Genomic DNA, 17,883 nt, shown 5'->3' on the forward strand with positions numbered 1-17,883 from the left:
GACAAAATGGTGACAGGCTGCCGGCCGGGCGGACCCCGTACGTGACGGGCCCGTCCGGCCAGGCAACCTTGGCCTCACTTGGCCTGGCGAAAACCGCGCTCCACCAGCAAGAGCATGCCGCCGAAGATGGACAGGTTCTTCAGGAAGTTCGTCAACTGGTCCTGGAAGTGGGCCGCATCGGCGCTCCAGAAGGCGTGGAAGATGAGCGTCGTCGGGATCAGGAACAGCGCCAGGGCCAGCGCCGCCCAGCGCGCCTGCCAGCCCGTGATCAGCAGCAGGCCGCCACCCACTTCCAGGGCGATCACGCCCACCAGCAAGATATTGGCGATCGGCAAGCCCTGGCTGGCCATGTAGCCGGCCACGCCCGCAAAGCCGCCGATTTTCAGCAAGCCCGAAACAAAGAACAGCACGCCAAGGGCGGCACGGCCGAGGGGCAGCAATACGTTGGTTCTGTTTTCCATGATTTTCTCTTTCTTTGTATTTATTAATTATTTCGGTAAATCGAAGACCAGAAACTCTGCGTCCTCTGCTTGCGTGATGGTCACGGCCGCTTCCTGCGTCAATTTCAGCGCGTCGCCCGCCTTCAAGGGCGTGCCGTTGACGACCAGGCTGCCGCGGATCAGGTGCACGTAGGCGAGGCGGCCTTCGTCCAGCGCATGTTCGGCTTGCTCACCTTCCTGCAGGATGCTGGCGTAGATGGCCGCATCCTGGTGGATCAGCACGGAACCCTGGCGGCCGTCGGAAGAGGCGATCAAGCGCAGCTTGCCCCGTTTGCTTTCCGGCGTGAAGTGTTTTTCTTCATAGCTGGGGGGAATGCCCGTCACGTTCGGCTGGATCCAGATCTGCAGGAAGTGCAAGCCATCCGTCGCCGAATGGTTGAACTCGCTGTGGCGCACGCCGCTGCCGGCGCTCATGCGCTGCACATCGCCGTAGTGCAGCACGGAACCGGTGCCCATGCTGTCCTTGTGTTCGAGCGCGCCGTCGAGCACATACGAAATGATTTCCATGTCGCGGTGGCCGTGCGTGCCGAAACCCTGGCCTGGCGTGACCCGGTCTTCATTGATCACCAGCAAGGGACCAAAGCCCATGTGCAGCGGATCGTGGTAGCTGCCGAAGGAAAAGCTGTGGTGGGAATTGAGCCAGCCGTGGTTGGCGGCGCCGCGTTCTTCGCTATGACGAATCTGTAACATGGTGGACTCCGTTTCTAAAGGTTAATGTGCGATAATTTCGAAGGACCGTTGCCTGGCGCTATGCCCCGGCTTCTTTCTGCCCTTCGCTGTACGATGGAGAAAGTATAGGGCGCCCAGCCGAGAAAGAAAAACGGAAAATCTACCGAGCTATGATCGAAAAAATCGAATGTTAAGACTGAGCCTGGAAGCCCTGCAAATCGTCGACGCCATCGACCGCCGCGGATCGTTCTCGTCCGCCGGCAAGGAGCTGCATAAAGTCCCGTCTACCATTTCCTATACGGTGGCCAAGCTGGAAGACGACCTGGGCGTGCAGGTGTTCCAGCGCAATGGCCCGAAAGTCATGCTGACGGCGGCCGGCCAGGAATTGCTGAAAGAGGGCCGCTATCTGCTGAAGGCGGCGCAGGACCTCGAGCACCGCGTGCGCAGGGTGGCGTCCGGCTGGGAAACGGAATTGTCCATCGGTATCGATTCCATGTTTTCCGCCGTGGCCCTGGCCGATGACGTGCGCGCCTTTTACGATGTGGCGCAGCAGACGCGCCTGCGCCTGTCGCAAGACACCCTGTCGGGTACCTGGGAAGCGCTGCTGGACCGGCGCGCCGACTTGCTGGTGGGCGCGCCCGGCGACGGGCCGGCCGGCGGCGGCTATATCGCGCAGCCGATCGGCATGCTCGACTTCGTCTTTGCCGTGGCGCCCACGCATCCGCTGGCGCAGGTGCCGGAACCCTTGTCGCGCGGCCACCTGCAGCAGCACCGGGCCGTGGTGGTGGCCGATTCGGCGCGCCAGATGGCGCCGCGCACGGTGGGGCTGCTGCTGGGACAAGACGCCTTGAGCGTGCCCAACATGCAGGTCAAGTTCGATTACCAGGTGCTGGGGCTGGGTTTCGGCTTCCTGCCGGGACCATGCGCGCGGGCCGCCATCGCGCGCGGCTTGCTGGTGGAAAAGGCCGTGGAAGAACCGAAACCGTCGGAAACGTTTTACCTGGCCTGGCGCGTGGGCGAGGATGGCGCCGCGCTGCGCTGGTGGATGGCGCGCATGCGTGAACCGGATGTGTTTGCCCGCCTGGCGCAGCATCTGCCTGGCCATTCGGCGTAGGCCTTAAAATGTTGACATACGCCAACATTTTTAAGTTACCATATTCACAGTATTTCCGCCCGACCTCCACGCCCCACAGTGGGATTTTGATGATTACACACACCGCAGCGCCCCTGAAACGTTCCCCTGACCTGGCCCAAGCGTGGGGTTGCCATGCTTGAGGCGAAGGTCGCGCTGTGCCTGCGCCTGGCCCAGGATGCCCGTGAACAGGCGGGGCCGCAGCAGGCCGCCACCCTGGCGCGGCTGGAGGAAGAGCTGGAGCGGCTGCGCGGCGCCAGCCGGCCCGTGGTGCGCGTGGCGCCGGCCGACGCCTTGCTGGAAATCGATCCCGACGGCTTTTTGATCGGCTGGAACCATGGCGCCGAACAGATGTTCGGCTATTCCGAACTGGAAGCGCTGGGTCAGCACATCCTGTTCCTGTATCCGGAAGACGACGCGGAAGCGAGCGTGCTGGAGCTGCATTTCACCCAGGGCGACGTGGCCACCGATGTGCGCCGGCGCAAGAAGTCGGGCATGGTGACGTGGCTGCGCATGCACCGCCACGTGATCCACGACCAGGCGGGCAAGGGCTGCGGCATGGCCGTGCGCCTGTCGGCCATGAGCGAGCCGCTGTCCGACGTGGACAAGGTCAGGTTGCATGCACGCATCATTGAAGATAGCGAGCAAGCCGTGCTGATCACGGATGCGGAAGAGCGCATCGTCTCGATCAACAGCTCGTTTTCCCGCATCACCGGCTATTCGCCGGCCGAGGCCATCGGCCGCACGCCCGATCTGTTGCGCTCGGGCGTGCACGACCCCGACTTCCGCGCCAAGGTGCGCGCCGCCATGCGCGGCCACGGCTCCTGGCGCGGCGAGATCATCGGCAAGCGCAAGAATGGCGAACTGTTCCCGCAAGACGTCACCATCAGCGTCGTGCGCGACGAGTACGGCGAGATCAGCCACGTGTTTTCCCTGTTTTCCGATATCTCGGTGCACAAGGATGCGGAAGCGCGCATGCAGCGCATGGCCAACTACGACAGCCTGACGGGCTTGCCCAACCGCTGCCTGCTGAACCAATTGGTCGACCAGGGCCTGGCCGAAGCGAAACGGCAAGGCACGCATGGCGCGCTGATGGTCATCGACATCAGCCGCATCGGTTCCATCAGCGATACCCTGGGCCATGAAGTGGGCGACCAGCTGGTGATCGCCATCGGCCAGCTGTTCCGCGGCGCCCTGCGCGACGCCGACATCCTGGCGCGCGTCGACAACAGCAAATTCGTCGTGGCCCTGCTGCACATCGAAAAGCGCGAACACGCGGCCAACGTGGCGCAAAAGCTGCTCAACCTGCTGGAAGCGCCGATCAATATCGATGCGCACGCGCTGCACGTGGGCGCCAGCATCGGCATCACCGTGTATCCGGAAGACGGCCTGGAAGCGCCGGCCCTGTTCCGCTTTGCCGACGTGGCCGTGTCCAAGGCGGGGCAGACGATTGAATCGACCTTCCTGTTTTACCGCGAAGACATGAACCGCAGGGCAAAGGAACATTTGCGCCTGGAAAGCGAAATGCGTTTGGCCCTGGGCGACAAGGAACTGGAATTGCATTACCAGCCGAAGGTGAGCCTGGCCAGCGGACGCATCGTGGGCGCGGAAGCCTTGCTGCGCTGGAAGCATCCGATGCGCGGCATGGTCTCGCCCGGCGTCTTCATCCCCGTCGCCGAGGAAACCAGTTTGATTCTGGAACTGGGCACCTGGGTGCTGGACGAGGCCTGCCGCCAGATCCGCAGCTGGGAAGACCGGGGCCTGCACATGCCGGCCATCGCCGTCAACCTGTCGGCGCGCCAGTTCGATGAACAGTTGCCGGCGCGCATAGCGGCCGTGCTCGAGCGCTACGGCGTGCGGCCCGACCAGATCATGCTGGAAATCACGGAAAGCCTCTTGATGCGCGGGGCCGACAAGGTGATCGACATCATGAACCAGCTGGTGGCCATGGGCCTGGCGCTGGCGCTGGACGACTTCGGCACCGGCTATTCCAGCCTGGCGTACCTGAAGAAATTTCCCATCAGCACCCTGAAAATCGACCGCTCCTTCGTCATCGGCTTGCCCTTCGAGGAAAACGATTGCGCCATCGCCCGTGCCATCGTCACCATGGCGCAGCAGCTGCGCCAGGAAATCGTTGCCGAAGGGGTGGAAACGGCCGAGCAGATGCGCTTCCTGCGCGAACTCGGCTGCGACCAGTTGCAAGGTTATCTGTTCAGCCCGGCCGTGCCGGCGGCGGAATTCGAAGTGATGCTGGGCGAGGGGCGGCAGTTGCGGCTGGAAGAGCTGGCCTGAGGGGCCGGTCAGACCCGCAGCAGTCCGCGAAAGCCCCGGCTCGCATAATACGATTCGGCGCCGTTGTGATACACGAAGACCTGGTCATAGCGGCGGTCGCAAAACAGGGCGCCGCCCAGCGCCCGGATGCTGTCCGGCGTCGCGATCCAGCTCGAGGTCTTGCGGTCGAACGGTTCCAGCTCCTGCAACTGCCGGTACTGCGCCTGCGTCAGCAAGGCGATGCCCATCGCTTGCGCCATGGCGAGCGCGCTGCCAGCCGGCTTGTTGGCCTTGCGCGCAGCCAGAGCCGCCTCGTCGAAACACAGGCTGCGCCGGCCGATCGGGCTTTCTGTTGAGCAATCGCAAAACGTGACGGCGTCCGTCTCGCCGGCGTGCCCGATGACGTCCGGTTCGCCGCCCGTGTCTTCCATGTGCTGCAATGCTGCCAGGCTGGCGGGAGCGGCGTTCAAGCGCGCCAGCACCTTGTCCCAGGTCCATCCCGGATGGCGGTGCATGTGCCGGCTGAAGCGGGTTTGCAAGGTGCGGATCAAGTCGTCATGCATGGCGCGGCTCCCTGGGGTTTCAACGATATGGCCGATTATAAGACGCGATGCCGGCGGGCGGCGCTCATCCCAGCTGCACTTTTTCCAGCAGATAGTCGAGCATCACGCGCACCCTGGCCGGCACTTGCAGGCCCGGTCCCACGAAGACGGCGTGCACGAGTTCCTTGTCGCCCGGATTGTAGTCCTGCAGCACGGGTATGAGTTGGCCTTGCTCGATGTCGCGCTGTACGTGCTGGCGCGAAAAGCGTCCCAGGCCCATGCCCGCCAGCACCAGCTGGCGCATGCTTTCGCCATCGCTGACGCAGGTATTGCCCTGCGGCGCCACCTGCAGTGTATTTCCCTCCCCATCGAGGAAGGGCCAGGTTTCGTTCTGGCAGCGGAAGTTGAACGCCAATAAATTATGTTCAGATAATTCCTGCGGCGTGCGCGGCAGGCCGCGGCGCGCCGCATAAGCTGGTGACGCCACCACCACCATCGCGTCTTCGCCGAGTTTACGCGCCACCAGGTTCGATTCCTTCAGCTTGCCCGTGCGGATGGCGATGTCGGTGCGGTCTTCCAGCAGGTCGACGATGGTGTCGCTGACGACGACGTCAAGCACGATGTCGGGATAGCGCTGCGCGAACTCGGGCAGGATGGGCAGCAGATGGCGCACGCCGAACGGCACGAAGCAGTTGATGCGCAGGCGTCCGCGCGGCGCCGCGCCCTGCGATGCTTCGCGCTCGGCGCCATCGATATCGTCGAGGATGCGCTTGCACTGCACGAAGAAGGCGTCGCCCTCGGGCGTCGTATGCAGCTGGCGCGTGCTGCGCTGGAGCAGGCGGGCGCCCAGCCGCGCTTCCAGGCGATTGACGAGCTTGCTGACGGCCGACGGCGTCAGGGCCAGGCGGCGCGCGGCGGCGGAAAAGGCGCCCGTTTCCACCACGGCCACGAACACGGCCATCTCGAACGCGCGGTTGATGTCTTGCCTGGCCATTATTGAATCCATTTCACAGATGTTTCCATTATTAGAGTCTATATCAAAAGTATTTATCTCGATACACTGGCCCGCTTGAACCATTTGTTGGAGCCATCATGACCACCGCAGCCCCTGTTTCCCCTTCAGCCAGCAGCATGCCGCCCGGCGTGCTGGCGCTGGCCGTCGGCGCCTTCGCCATCGGCGTGACCGAATTCATCGTCGTGGGCATCCTGCCCGCCATCGCGAAGGATTTGCAGATTTCCATCGAATCGGCCGGCTCGCTGGTCAGCCTGTACGCGCTGGCGCTGGCCATCGGCACGCCGCTGCTGGTGCTGCTGATGTCGCGCCTGCCGCGCAAGGCGGCCTTGCTGGGGCTGATGAGCGTATTCCTGGCCGGCAATCTGCTGGCCGCCTTTTCCCACACGTTCGAACTGCTGCTGGTGGGACGGGTCATCACGGCGGTGGCGCACGGCACCTTCTTTGCCATCGGCGCCACCGTGGCGGCCAGCCTGGTGCCCAAGGCGCAGGCGGGCAGGGCGATTTCCGTGATGTTCGCGGGACTGACGCTGGCCATGGTGATCGGCGTGCCCTTCGGCAGTTTCCTCGGCAACCTGATGGGCTGGCGCTTGCCCTTCTTTGCCGTGGTAATCCTGGCCGCGCTGGGCCTGGCCGCCATGGCGCGCTGGCTGCCGGCCGGTTTGCAGCAGGGCAAGGGCGGCAAGGCCATGACGCAGCTGGCAGCCCTCGGCAGCGGCCCCATTCTGACGATGATGGCGGTGACCACGTTCGGCTTTGGCAGCAGCTTTGCCGCGTTTACTTTCATCACGCCCATCTTGACGGACGTGACGGGCTTTTCCGCCACCATGGCCAGCGCCTTGCTGATCGTGTTCGGCATCGCCACCTTTGCCGGCAACCTGGCGGGCGGCTACCTGACGAGCCACCTGGGCTGGCAAAAGGCCTTGCGTGTGATGCTGCTGTTGCTGGCCGTGACGCAAGCGGGCGTTGCCTTGAGTATCAGCTCGCCATGGATGATGACGGTAATGCTGTTCGTCTGGGGCGTGTTCGCCTTCGGCCTGTCGCCCGCCTTGCAGGCCGGCATGCTGGCGACGGCCGAGCGCTACACGCCGCAGGCCGTCGATTTTGCTTCCGGCCTGAACATTTCCGCGTTCAACCTCGGCATTTCCTTCGGTTCCATGCTCGGTGCGCTGATGGTCTCGCGCCAGCTGATGGCGTCGTCGCCGTGGGCCGGCGTGGCCGCCGCCTTGCTGGCCTTGCTGCCGCTGGCGTGGCTGGCGCGCAAGAACCTGGCCGCCCACGTGGCGGGGGCGGCCGTGCACTGAGGATAGGGAGGACTCAGGTATGCACGGCGGCGGCCGGCGCCCGTTTCTGGCGCTGTGCCATGTAGGAACTGCCCATCGAGGCGGCCATGATCATGGCAATCGCCAGCCATTGCGCGGCGTCAAGGCGTTCATCGAGCAGGATGAAGGCCAGCATGGCGGCCACGGCCGGTTCCATGCTGCTCATGATGCCGAACGCTTGCGGCGTCAGCCGTTTCAGGGCCACCATTTCCAGCGAGATCGGTATCGCGCTGGAAATGAGCGCTACCCCCAGGCCGATGCCCAGCACGACGGGCGAGAGCAGGGCGGCGCCGCTGTGCATCACGCCCACGGGCACCACCACCAGCGCGGCCATGGTCAGGCCCAGGGATACCGAATGGCCCGCATGCAAATGGCTGGCGCGCTTGCCGAAGACGATGTACGAGGCCCAGCAGACGGCCGCGCCCAGAGCGAACAGCACGCCCGTGGGATCGAGATTGCTGATGTCGTGGCCGAGCGGCAACAGCAGCGCCAGTCCCGCCACGGCCAGGGCCACCCAGACGAAGTCGAGCGGGCGGCGCGAGGCCAGCAGGGCCACGGCCAGCGGCCCGGAAAACTCGATGGCCACGGCGATGCCGAACGGGATCGTGCGCAAGGCCATGTAGAAGCACAGGTTGGTCAAGCCCAGCGCCGCGCCGTACAGGGCCACCGTGCGCAGGTCGGCGCGGCTCAGCTGCCAGCGCCACGGGCGCCAGAACAGCAACAGCAGCAAGGCGGAAAAGCCCACGCGCACGGCCGTCGTGCCTTGCGCGCCGACCAGCGGGAACAGGCTGTGCTTGGCCCATGAGGTGCCCAGCCCCAGCGCGGTGACGGAGCCGAGGATGGCGAGCAGGGGAATGAACGAGGAATAGCGGCGTAATGGCATGATGATAAATGGCTTGATATCGAAGTAGCGAAAGTTTATTGTGTCTGCTCCGATATTTGCACTGCATTTTGCCCTCCATGACGCAACTTTCGCTCACGCCTTCGCCCGCCCTCGATGCCTTCGACCTGGCCATCCTCGACATCTTGCAGCGTGATAACACGACTTCGCAGCGCGAAATCGCCCAGGCCGTGCATTTGTCCGCGCCGGCCGTACAGCGGCGCATCCGCCGCCTGCGCGAGAGCGGGGTGATCCGCAGCGAGGTGGCGGTGCTCGACGCCAGCCGCCTGGGCCGCCCCTTGACCCTGACGGTGGAAGTGCATCTGCACGACGAGCACCCGCAGCGCACGGCCGGCATGCGCGCGCGCATCATGGCCGAACCTGCCATCCAGCAATGCTATGGGATTACCGGCGAGGCCGATTACCTGCTGGTCATCACCGCCAGCAGCATGGCCGAGTACGAGGCGCTGACGGAACGCCTGTTCGGCGGCGACGACAATATCCGGCGCTACCGCACCTCCGTGGCATTGACCTGCCTCAAGATGGGCTTGCACGTGCCGCTGGGATAGAGCGATGAGTACCTTCGACAGCATGCAAACCTCTGTGACGGAGGCTATGCCCGCCAGCCTGCGCACCGCCGTTGCCGGCTATCAATGGACGCGCGACAGCATCGGCGCGTCGGATGCCGCCGTCTACCGCCTGCAGGGCAGGGATGGCGCGCCGGACCTGTACCTGAAGCACGGCAGGGGGCCTGCCGCCGCCGACCTGGCCGATGAAGCGGCGCGCCTGCGCTGGCTGGCGCCGCACCTGCCCGTGCCGGTCGTGGTCCAGTTCGGCCAGGCGGCGGACCGGCAGCAGGCATGGCTGCTGATGACGGCGCTGCCAGGCACAACGGCGTCTGCGGTGCTGGAAGCGAACCCCGCGCTAAGGTCCACCGTGGTCGACGCGCTGGCGGCCTTCCTGCGCCGCCTGCACGCGCTGCCGGTGGCCGGCTGTCCGTTCGACGCCGGTCCTGCCGTCCGGCTGGCCCAGGCGCGCCAGCGCATCGATGCGGGCCTGGTCGACACCGATGATTTCGATGCTGAACGGGAAGGCTGGACGGCGCAGCAGGTGTGGGCGGCGCTACAGGATTGCCGGCCTCTCGCGCCCGACTTTGTCGTCACGCATGGCGATTTTTCGCTGGAAAATATCCTCATGCACGAAGGAAAGGTTGCCGGCTGCCTCGACGTGGGACGGGCGGGCGTTGCCGACCGTTATCAGGACCTGGCTATCGTCTGGCGTGCTCTCGGTGAGTTGGACGCCGCGCTACAGCAAAGGTTTGCTGAGCAATATGGGCTCCTTGATATCGATCAAGGCAAGCTGCAATTTCACTTGCTGCTCGACGAGCTGTTTTGAAGGCTGCCAGCCATCAAGGCTCTTCGCGCTCCGCATCGCGTTCGCGGCAGCTCAAGGACGCGTAATGACCTTGGGGCAGCCGGGCCTGGATGGCAACCTCGCTCAGTGCTTGCCGGATATCGACGGGGTCGCTCAAGGTGCAGCGCTGGGCGATGGCGAACGCTTGCAGCTTCTGTGTGCTGCCCTGCACCTTGAGCGTCACGCCCGCCCCGGGGCTGACGCAGCAGCCGATGTATTGCGTGATGTATTCTTCCTCGATCAGCACCAGTTCATGCCCCATGAAGCTGGCCGGCTTCTTGAGCAGGTAGTAATCGGTGTAGTCGAAGCGCTGGTCCGGGTGCTTGCCGACGTAGCCTTCGCGCATGTAGGCCCGGATCGCCTTGCCGGAGGTGCCTACCCTGGCTGTCGTGCCCTTTTTCAGGTGCAGCGCCTGGATCAGGCCGCTTTCGAGTCCCGGATCGGCAGCGGCGAGGGCGCTGGAGGAGCAGGCGGCGAGCAGAAGCGAGCCGATCAGGCGGCGGGTGCGGCACCATTCAGACATGGGAAGGATTGCTTGCATACATTTCATAGGTGAAGAGACGGGAAGCGCAGTGTAGCCCACGCCGGCCTGTGCGCGTGGCACAAGTGCGTGGCACAATGCATGACCCGCACGCCACGTGCCACTGACACCAGGAATTTCATGACCCGCGCCATCCTTGACGAAGCCCAGATCCATCCCGCCGCCCGCCCTTTGATCGGCAGCAAGCACCAGGACATCGTGCGCGAGGTGCAGGCGGCCATCGGCGCGCACCAGGTCGTGGTGGTCGGCATGGCGCTCAATCCGTTTCCGCGCAAGGCGCGCAAGATACTCGACGTGCTGGGCACGCCCTACCAGTACTTGCAATACGGCAGTTATCTGAACCAGTGGCACCGCCGCAATGCCTTGAAAATGTGGACGGGCTGGCCCACGTTTCCCATGATTTTCGTGAATGGCGTGCTTATCGGCGGCGCCAGCGAGCTGCAAAAGCTCGTGGAAAATGGCGAGTTCAGCGCCATGCTGGCGAAGAAGCTGCGCGCGATTTAAGCTCCGTCCTATTCCCCCGGCCGCCACGGCGACTTGCGCGTGCGCAAAGGGTCGAGCAAGCTGCGTAAATCGTTGTGGTCGAGCTCATACATCAGCGCAATTAAACTGCCCAGTTCGCCCGAGGGGAAGCCCTCGCGCGCGAACCAGCCCAGATAGTGTCCCGGCAAGTCGGCCAGCAGCCGTCCCTGATATTTCCCATAGGGCATTTCGCGCGTGACCAGCAGCGCCAGTTTTTCTGAATTCATGCGACAGCTCCGTAATCGATCGATGCAGTGTAGCAGAACACGACATTGTTGAGTATGGGGCAACTATCTTCTGCCCGCTGACGTATTTTTCGAAACAAAGAAAACCCCGATACTGCATGCCAACATCATTTATCGGAGTTTGTCATGCCCATTGCCTTGCTCGCGCTGACCCTCAGCGCATTTGCCATCGGAACCACCGAGTTTGTCATCGTGGGGCTGTTGCCCACCATCGCCGCGGACCTGGGCGTCAACCTGCCGTCGGCCGGCCTGCTGGTCAGCCTGTATGCGCTGGGCGTCGCCGTCGGCGCGCCTGTCCTGACTGCCCTGACGGGCAAGATCCCGCGCAAGACCCTGCTGCTGTCGCTGATGGTCTTGTTTACTTTGGGTAACTTGCTGGCCTGGAAATCGCCCGGCTATGAAACCCTCGTCATCGCCCGCATCCTGACGGGGCTGGCGCATGGCGTGTTCTTTTCCATCGGCTCGACCATCGCCACATCATTGGTGCCCAAGGACAAGGCGGCCAGCGCGATCGCCATCATGTTTACGGGCTTGACCGTGGCCCTGGTGACGGGCGTGCCGCTGGGCACCTTCATCGGCCAGCACTTCGGCTGGCGCGAAACCTTCCTCGCCGTCTCGGCCCTGGGTCTGGTGGCGTTCATCGGCAGCCTGCTGTACGTGCCGTCGACCATCAAGCACAGCAAGCCCGCCTCGCTGCTGCAGCAAGTGCAGGTGCTGGGCCAGCCCAGGCTGCTGCTGGTGTACGCCATGACGGCCGTCGGCTATGGCGGCTCCTTCATCGCCTTTACCTATCTGGCGCCGATCCTGCAGCAAGTGTCGGGTTTCAGCGCCGGCGCCGTGGGCGCGGTGATGCTCGTGTATGGCGTGTCCGTGGCGTTCGGCAATATATGGGGCGGCAAGCTGGCCGACAGGAAGGGGCCAGTGCGCGCCCTGAAACGGATCTTCCTGCTGCTGGCAGCCGTCCTGCTGCTGTTGACCTTCACGGCGCCGCATCCCGTGCTCGTCGTCATCACCGTGCTGCTGTGGGGCGCCGTGGCCTTCGGTAACGTGGCCGGTCTGCAAGTGTATGTGGTGCAGCAAGCGGAACACTTCACGCCCCGCGCCGTGGACGTCGCTTCCGGCCTGAATATCGCCGCTTTTAACCTTGGCATCGCCGGCGGCGCCTGGGGCGGCGGCCTCATTGTGGAACACCTGGGCCTCGTGCACACGGGCTGGATCGGCGCCATCGTCGTGCTGGGCGCCTTTGGCTTGACGGCCTTGAGCGGCCGGATGGACCGCCTGCATCCCATCCCCGTGCGTGCGGGCGGCGAAAAGTCGATGCATGCGGTGGGGCATTAGTCTACAGGCAAGTCGCTGGCATGCGCGAGAGCAGGGTTTACAATAGCGCTTACCTTTATCTCGCCCATACTCCCCATGTCCGATACCGCAATGTCACCGCTGCGCCTGCGCGCCGCCATCAACCCGAAACCGCTGGGCGTCGCCCTGTTGCTCATCGTGCTCGGCGCCTGCTACCTGGCGCAGACGGTGGGCGCCACGCAGGCCGCGCTGTACGTGGTGGGCGCCTTGCTCGGCGTCACCCTGTATCACGCGGCCTTCGGCTTCACGTCCGCCTGGCGCGTCTTCATCGCCGACGGCCGCGGCGACGGCTTGCGCGCGCAAATGCTGATGCTTGCCGTGGGCGTGGCGCTGTTCTTCCCCGCGTTGTCGGCCGGCACCCTGTTCGGCACGCCGGTGGCGGGCCTGGTGTCGCCCGCCGGCACCTCGGTGATCTTCGGCGCCTTCATCTTCGGCATCGGCATGCAGCTGGGCGGCGGCTGCGCGTCCGGCACGCTGTACACGGTGGGCGGGGGCAGCACGCGCATGCTCATCACGCTGGCCGCCTTCATCGTCGGCTCCGTGATCGGCACGGCGCACATGCCGTTCTGGACGGCGCTGCCGCAATTGAAACCCATTTCCCTCGTCACAAGCCTGGGCCTGGTACCCGCGCTGGCGCTGAACTGGCTCGTCTTCGCGCTGATCGCCGGCATCACGGTGCTGGTGGAAAAGCGCCGCCATGGCAAGCTCGTCGCGACGCCCCTGCGCCCGTCGCAGGCATCGCCCTGGCTGCACGGCCCCTGGCCGCTGGTGGCGGGCGCCATCGCGCTTGTCGTGCTCAATTTCATCACCCTGGCGCTGTCGGGCCGGCCGTGGGGCGTGACGTCCGCGTTCGCCCTGTGGGGCGCGAAAGCGGCGTCCGCGGTCGGCATCGACACGGCCAGCTGGGCCTATTGGTCGACCAAGGCCAATGCGGCCGCCCTGGCCGCGCCGTTGACGCAAGACAAGACTTCCGTGATGGACATCGGCATCGTGCTGGGCGCCATGCTGGCGGCGGCCCTGGCCGGACGCTACGCGCCCGTGTGGCGCATCCCACGCCGTTCGATCATCGCCGCCGTCGTCGGCGGCTTGCTGCTCGGCTACGGCGCGCGCCTGGCCTACGGCTGCAATATCGGCGCGTATTTCAGCGGCATCGTCTCGGGCAGCCTGCACGGCTGGCTGTGGCTGGTCTGCGCTTTTCTGGGCAACGTCATCGGCACGCGTTTGCGCCCGTGGTTCGGCCTGGAAGTGGAGAAAGTCAAACCGACTGGCTGCTGAGGCCGGCATAAACAGGGGCTTTGCTGTATATTTCGGCCCCTGTTCCCCTTGCCGCCAGCGTATCTCCCATGTCCCCCCTCATCCTGTTTGCCGTCATCCTCGCGTATTTCCTGATCCTGCTGGGCGTGGCATGGCGCACCTCGCGCCACGCCACCAATGACAGTTTTTTCATCGGCAACAAGGACAGCAACTGGATGCTGGTGGCCTTCGGCATGGTCGGCACCACGCTCACGGGCGTGACCTTCATCAGCGTGCCGGGCGCCGTGGGCAGCAACGGCTTCGGCTATATCCAGCTGATGATCGGCTATGTGCTCGGCTACCTGGCCATCACCTTTATCTTGCTGCCGCTGTACTACCGGCTGCAGCTGACCTCCATCTACCGCTACCTGGAAGTGCGTCTGGGCCGGCGCTCCTACCAGAGCGGGGCGGCGTTTTTCATCGTCTCGCGGCTGCTGGGCGCCACGGCGCGGCTGTATCTGGTGGTCAATATCCTGCAAGCCACCATTCTCGACAGCCTGGGCGTGCCGTTCTGGCTGACGTCGTGCGTCGTGCTGCTGCTGATCCTGCTCTACACCTACGAGGGCGGCGTGAAGACCATCGTCTGGACCGATACCCTGCAAACGGCGTGCATGCTGGCGGGCCTCGTCATCTGCAGCGTGTTTTTGCTGCGCGCAATGGACCTGTCCCTCGTCGACAGCCTGGAGCGCATGCGCGCGCAAGGCCTCACGCGCATCTTCACCGTCGACCCGGACAGCCCCGCCTATGTGTGGAAGCATATCCTTGCCGGCATGTTCATCACGATTGCCATGACGGGCATGGACCAGGAAATGATGCAAAAGAACATTTCCGTGCGTACCTTGCGCGACTCGCAAAAGAACATGCTGAGCCTGACCGTGGTGCTGACGGGCGTGCTGCTGCTGTTCCTCTTCCTCGGCGGCTTGCTGCACCTGTATGCGCCGCAGGCCGGCGTGACGGCCACGGGCGACAAATTGTTCCCCGCCGTCGTGCTGGGGCACTTCCCCGCCGTGGTGCAGCTGATCTTTTTCATCGCCCTCGTTTCCGCCCTGTTTCCCAGCGTGGACGGGGCGCTCACTGCCTTGACGTCCACCTTCTGCATCGACCTCCTGGGCGTGCAGCGCAGGCCGGACTTGAGCGCGGCCGCGCAGATGCGCTGGCGCCGCCGTGTGCACCTGGGTTTTGCGGCCCTGTTCCTGGTGCTGATCATGGCCTTCAAGTGGTTTGACGATCCCAGCATGATAGGCGTGATCCTGAAGCTGGCCAGCTATACCTATGGTCCGCTGCTGGGTCTGTTCGCCTTCGGCCTGCTGAGCCGGCGCGGCGTGCGCGACCGCTGGGTGCCGCTGGTGGCCGTGGCGGGGCCGCTGCTGTGCGCGCTGATCGAAGGGGAGCAGGCGCGGCTGTTCGAGCATTACCGCATCGGCCTGGAACTGCTGATCCTGAACGGCGCCATGGTGCTGGCTGGCCTGTTCCTCATTTCCACGCCGCCAGGGCAGGGCGGCCAGGACGCGCAATACTTGTCAAAATAAGACGAATCCCAAGGCGATGGCGGCCATTTTCAGCTATATTGATTTCCTTTAGGTACATAACCTCACGGAGCATCGATGTCACTCAACCCCTTCCCGCCGCTACGCCGCGGTTTTGGCGCATTCTGGCGCGCGCTGGACGCCACCCGCCGCGCGGTCATCAATCTGATTTTCCTGCTGATCGTCATCGCCATCCTGATCGCCATCTTTGGTGGCGGCGCCAAGCCCCTGGCGGACAAGACCACCCTGGTGCTGGACTTGCAAGGCCCGCTGGTCGAGGAAACCCCGGGCGGCGTGCGCGAGGCGGTGCTGGCCAATGTCAGCGGCGAAGTCAAGAAAAGCGTGCAGCTGCGCGACGTGCTGGCGGTGCTCGACACGGCGGGCAAGGACAAGAACATCGGCTCCATGGTGATCCTGCTCGACGAATTGCAGGGCGGCGGCCTGGCGTCGCTGCGCGAAGTGGCGGCCGGCGTCGAGCGCTTCCGCGCCACGGGCAAGAAAGTGACGGCCTGGGGTTCCAGCTACAACCAGCGCCAGTACCTGGTGGCGGCCAAGGCCGACGAGGTATTCCTGCACCCGATGGGCGGCGTCATGCTGGAAGGCTTTGGCCGCTACCGCAATTACTACCGCGACGCGCTCGACAAGGTGGGCGTGACGGTCAACCTGCTGAAAGTAGGCACGTATAAAAGCGCGGCCGAGCCCTTCATCGCCAACGGCCCGTCCGAAGCGGCGGCTGAAGCGGACCGCTACCTGAACAACGGCCTGTGGGCCACCTACACGGCGGACGTGGAAAAGGCGCGCAAGCTGCCGGCCGGCGCCATCATGCAAACGATCGACAACCTTCCCGCGCTGATGACGGCGGCCGGCGGCGACATTGCCAAGCTGTCGCTCAATGGAAAACTGGTCGACGGCCTGAAAACGCGCGATGAACTGCGCCAGTTCATGATGGCGCGCGGCGCCAAGAACACGGAAGGCACGAACTTCCGCCAGGTGAACTACTCCGATTACCTGGCGCGTCTGCGCCCCGTGCACATCGGCGACGCCGTCGGCGTGGTCATCGCCTCCGGTGAAATCGGCGACGGCATCGCGCCGCCGGGCGCCATCGGCGGCCTGTCTACCTCGCGCCTGATCCGCCAGGCGCGCGAAGACAAGTCGATCAAGGCCATCGTGCTGCGCGTCGATTCGCCGGGCGGCAGCGCCTTCGGCTCGGAACTGATCCGCCGCGAACTGGAGCTGACGCGCGCCGCCGGCAAGCCGGTGGTCGTCTCGATGGGCAACGTGGCCGCTTCCGGTGGCTACTGGATCAGCACCTCGTCCGACGAAGTGATCGCCGACGCGGCCACTATCACGGGTTCCATCGGCGTGTTCGCGATCCTGCCGACGGCCGACAAGGTGGTGGAAAAGCTGGGCATCCACACGGCCGGCTCGCCCACCACCTGGCTGGCCGACGCGGGCAACCCCTTGCGTCCGCTCGATCCCCGCTTCGCGCAAGTGATCCAGGGCTCGATCAACCACGTGTATGGCGACTTCCTGAGCCTGGCCGCCAAGGCGCGCAAGACGACGCCGGAAAAGATCGATGCAGTGGCGCAGGGCCGCGTCTGGACCGGTTTGCAGGCGAAAGAGCGCAACCTGGTCGACCGCATCGGCAGCTATGGCGATGCGCTGGCCTCGGCCGCCAAGCGCGCCAATCTGGGCACCGACTACCGCGTGACCTACCTGGAGCAGGAAACGTCGAACGTAGACCGTTTGATCGGCATGTTCGGCTCCAAGGCCATGGCCTCGCTGGGGCTGGGCGAGCACGTGAAACTGGGCCTGGCCGGCACGGGCTTGCCAGCCGATGCGGCGCTGGGCATGGCGCAGGACCTCTCCTGGCTGTCGGGCATCACGCGCGAGCACAAGCCGTTCATGGCCCTCACGCACTGCCTGTGCGAGGTGCCTTTGGGTGGCAAGTAAGGTCAGGCCTTACACAGCGATATGACACCCCAAGCCGGCTTTGCCCGGCTTGTTTTCCTTGAGGAGCGGACTATGGCAAGCGACATGAACGGCGATACGGATAGCGCGATCGCCATCCGACCTTGCGTGAAAGGCGATGAACAGGCGCTGGCGCTGGTGGGACAGGCTACTTTTCTTGAAGCGTTCGCCGGCATCCTCGATGGCGCCGACGTCATCGCCCATTGCCAGCGCCAGCACGACGCGCAGCTGTACCGCGACTGGCTGGCGCTGCCGGCCATGCGCCTGTGGCTGGCCGAGGCCACGCCCGGCGGCGCGCCCGTGGGCTACCTGGTGCTCAGTCCTGCCAGCCTGCCGGTGGCGGACTCCCGCCCGGACGACGTGGAAATCAAGCGCATCTACTTGCTGCACCGCTTCCAGGGCCGGCGCGTGGGCCAGCGCCTGATGCAGGCGGCGCTGAGCCAGGCGCGCGCCGGCGGGGCGGGGCGCGTGCTGCTGGGCGTGTACGCGGAAAACCACGACGCGCTGGCGTTCTATGCGCGCTGCGGTTTTGCGCAGCTGGGCCGGCGCACCTTCCGCGTGGGCCGTACCGACTACCAGGATGTCATCCTCGGCATGACCTTGTAAAACCAGGTAAAGAATCGCCCCCGTCTGTGAGCACTTGAGCCCCACGCGGCGCCAGGTCAAGCCGGCTGGCGGGAGATTTGTA

At 64.8% G+C, this 17,883-nt stretch carries 18 protein-coding genes; 11 read left to right on the plus strand and 7 right to left on the minus strand.

Features of this window, described 5'->3' with window-relative positions; all coding sequences use genetic code 11:
* Positions 1-74 precede the first annotated feature (74 nt).
* Together ACRHIG_RS12480 and ACRHIG_RS12485 are read right to left on the minus strand one after the other, a co-directional pair.
* Positions 75-461 carry a DoxX family protein gene (locus ACRHIG_RS12480; protein WP_489630328.1) on the minus strand — a complete coding sequence of 129 codons (387 nt, stop codon included), beginning with the start codon at positions 459-461 and terminating at the stop codon, positions 75-77.
* A gap of 27 nt (positions 462-488) precedes the next feature.
* Positions 489-1,190 carry a pirin family protein gene (locus ACRHIG_RS12485; protein ID WP_489630329.1) on the minus strand — a complete coding sequence of 234 codons (702 nt, stop codon included), beginning with the start codon at positions 1,188-1,190 and terminating at the stop codon, positions 489-491.
* 166 nt (positions 1,191-1,356) lie between these two features.
* Between ACRHIG_RS12485 and ACRHIG_RS12490 the strand changes: the two genes are divergently transcribed.
* Positions 1,357-2,283 carry a LysR family transcriptional regulator gene (locus ACRHIG_RS12490; RefSeq protein WP_475415363.1) on the plus strand — a complete coding sequence of 309 codons (927 nt, stop codon included), beginning with the start codon at positions 1,357-1,359 and terminating at the stop codon, positions 2,281-2,283.
* A gap of 153 nt (positions 2,284-2,436) precedes the next feature.
* Positions 2,437-4,593: a putative bifunctional diguanylate cyclase/phosphodiesterase gene (locus tag ACRHIG_RS12495; protein ID WP_475415362.1), complete on the plus strand. Its 2,157-nt coding sequence runs from the start codon at positions 2,437-2,439 to the stop codon at positions 4,591-4,593.
* 8 nt (positions 4,594-4,601) lie between these two features.
* Here ACRHIG_RS12495 and ACRHIG_RS12500 read toward each other — a convergent pair whose 3' ends face one another.
* Complete coding sequence (locus tag ACRHIG_RS12500; protein WP_489630330.1) at positions 4,602-5,135, minus strand: DUF4256 domain-containing protein; 534 nt, start codon at positions 5,133-5,135, stop codon at positions 4,602-4,604.
* A gap of 64 nt (positions 5,136-5,199) precedes the next feature.
* Positions 5,200-6,108, minus strand: coding sequence for a LysR family transcriptional regulator (locus ACRHIG_RS12505; protein ID WP_489630331.1), 909 nt, complete (start codon positions 6,106-6,108; stop codon positions 5,200-5,202).
* 98 nt (positions 6,109-6,206) lie between these two features.
* Between ACRHIG_RS12505 and ACRHIG_RS12510 the strand changes: the two genes are divergently transcribed.
* On the plus strand, positions 6,207-7,430 hold the full coding sequence (locus tag ACRHIG_RS12510) for an MFS transporter (protein ID WP_489630332.1): 1,224 nt from the start codon (positions 6,207-6,209) through the stop codon (positions 7,428-7,430).
* A 13-nt stretch (positions 7,431-7,443) separates the two neighbouring features.
* Here ACRHIG_RS12510 and ACRHIG_RS12515 read toward each other — a convergent pair whose 3' ends face one another.
* Positions 7,444-8,331 carry an EamA family transporter gene (locus ACRHIG_RS12515; RefSeq protein WP_489630333.1) on the minus strand — a complete coding sequence of 296 codons (888 nt, stop codon included), beginning with the start codon at positions 8,329-8,331 and terminating at the stop codon, positions 7,444-7,446.
* 77 nt (positions 8,332-8,408) lie between these two features.
* On the opposite strand from ACRHIG_RS12515, the gene ACRHIG_RS12520 reads away from it, so the two are divergent.
* The gene (locus ACRHIG_RS12520) at positions 8,409-8,897 is read left to right on the plus strand and encodes an Lrp/AsnC family transcriptional regulator (RefSeq protein WP_489630334.1); all 489 of its coding nucleotides are present in this window, start codon (positions 8,409-8,411) and stop codon (positions 8,895-8,897) included.
* A 4-nt stretch (positions 8,898-8,901) separates the two neighbouring features.
* Positions 8,902-9,723 carry an APH(3')-I family aminoglycoside O-phosphotransferase gene (locus tag ACRHIG_RS12525; RefSeq protein WP_489630335.1) on the plus strand — a complete coding sequence of 274 codons (822 nt, stop codon included), beginning with the start codon at positions 8,902-8,904 and terminating at the stop codon, positions 9,721-9,723.
* Between the two features lie 13 nt (positions 9,724-9,736).
* On the opposite strand, the gene ACRHIG_RS12530 is transcribed toward ACRHIG_RS12525, so the two are convergent.
* Entirely contained in the window at positions 9,737-10,264 is a 528-nt protein-coding gene (locus tag ACRHIG_RS12530) for a hypothetical protein (protein WP_489630336.1), read from the minus strand.
* Between the two features lie 138 nt (positions 10,265-10,402).
* Between ACRHIG_RS12530 and ACRHIG_RS12535 the strand changes: the two genes are divergently transcribed.
* A complete protein-coding gene (locus ACRHIG_RS12535; RefSeq protein ID WP_489630337.1) occupies positions 10,403-10,786 on the plus strand; it encodes a glutaredoxin in 384 nt (127 codons plus the stop codon).
* Positions 10,787-10,794: 8 nt separating this feature from the next.
* On the opposite strand, the gene ACRHIG_RS12540 is transcribed toward ACRHIG_RS12535, so the two are convergent.
* Positions 10,795-11,031 carry a DUF3820 family protein gene (locus ACRHIG_RS12540; RefSeq protein WP_034749909.1) on the minus strand — a complete coding sequence of 79 codons (237 nt, stop codon included), beginning with the start codon at positions 11,029-11,031 and terminating at the stop codon, positions 10,795-10,797.
* A 144-nt stretch (positions 11,032-11,175) separates the two neighbouring features.
* Between ACRHIG_RS12540 and ACRHIG_RS12545 the strand changes: the two genes are divergently transcribed.
* From ACRHIG_RS12545 to ACRHIG_RS12565, 5 genes are all read left to right on the plus strand, one after another.
* Positions 11,176-12,387, plus strand: a complete 1,212-nt coding sequence (locus ACRHIG_RS12545) for an MFS transporter (protein WP_489630338.1) — start codon at positions 11,176-11,178, stop codon at positions 12,385-12,387.
* Positions 12,388-12,462: 75 nt separating this feature from the next.
* Positions 12,463-13,680, plus strand: coding sequence for a YeeE/YedE family protein (locus ACRHIG_RS12550; protein WP_489630339.1), 1,218 nt, complete (start codon positions 12,463-12,465; stop codon positions 13,678-13,680).
* 68 nt (positions 13,681-13,748) lie between these two features.
* A complete protein-coding gene (locus ACRHIG_RS12555) occupies positions 13,749-15,227 on the plus strand; it encodes a sodium:solute symporter (protein ID WP_489630340.1) in 1,479 nt (492 codons plus the stop codon).
* A gap of 75 nt (positions 15,228-15,302) precedes the next feature.
* Positions 15,303-17,177: a signal peptide peptidase SppA gene (gene sppA, locus ACRHIG_RS12560; RefSeq protein ID WP_489630341.1), complete on the plus strand. Its 1,875-nt coding sequence runs from the start codon at positions 15,303-15,305 to the stop codon at positions 17,175-17,177.
* A gap of 72 nt (positions 17,178-17,249) precedes the next feature.
* Positions 17,250-17,801, plus strand: a complete 552-nt coding sequence (locus ACRHIG_RS12565; protein ID WP_489630342.1) for a GNAT family N-acetyltransferase — start codon at positions 17,250-17,252, stop codon at positions 17,799-17,801.
* Positions 17,802-17,883: the final 82 nt, after the last annotated feature.

It is taken from the genome of Janthinobacterium sp. C22 (genome assembly GCF_057919405.1).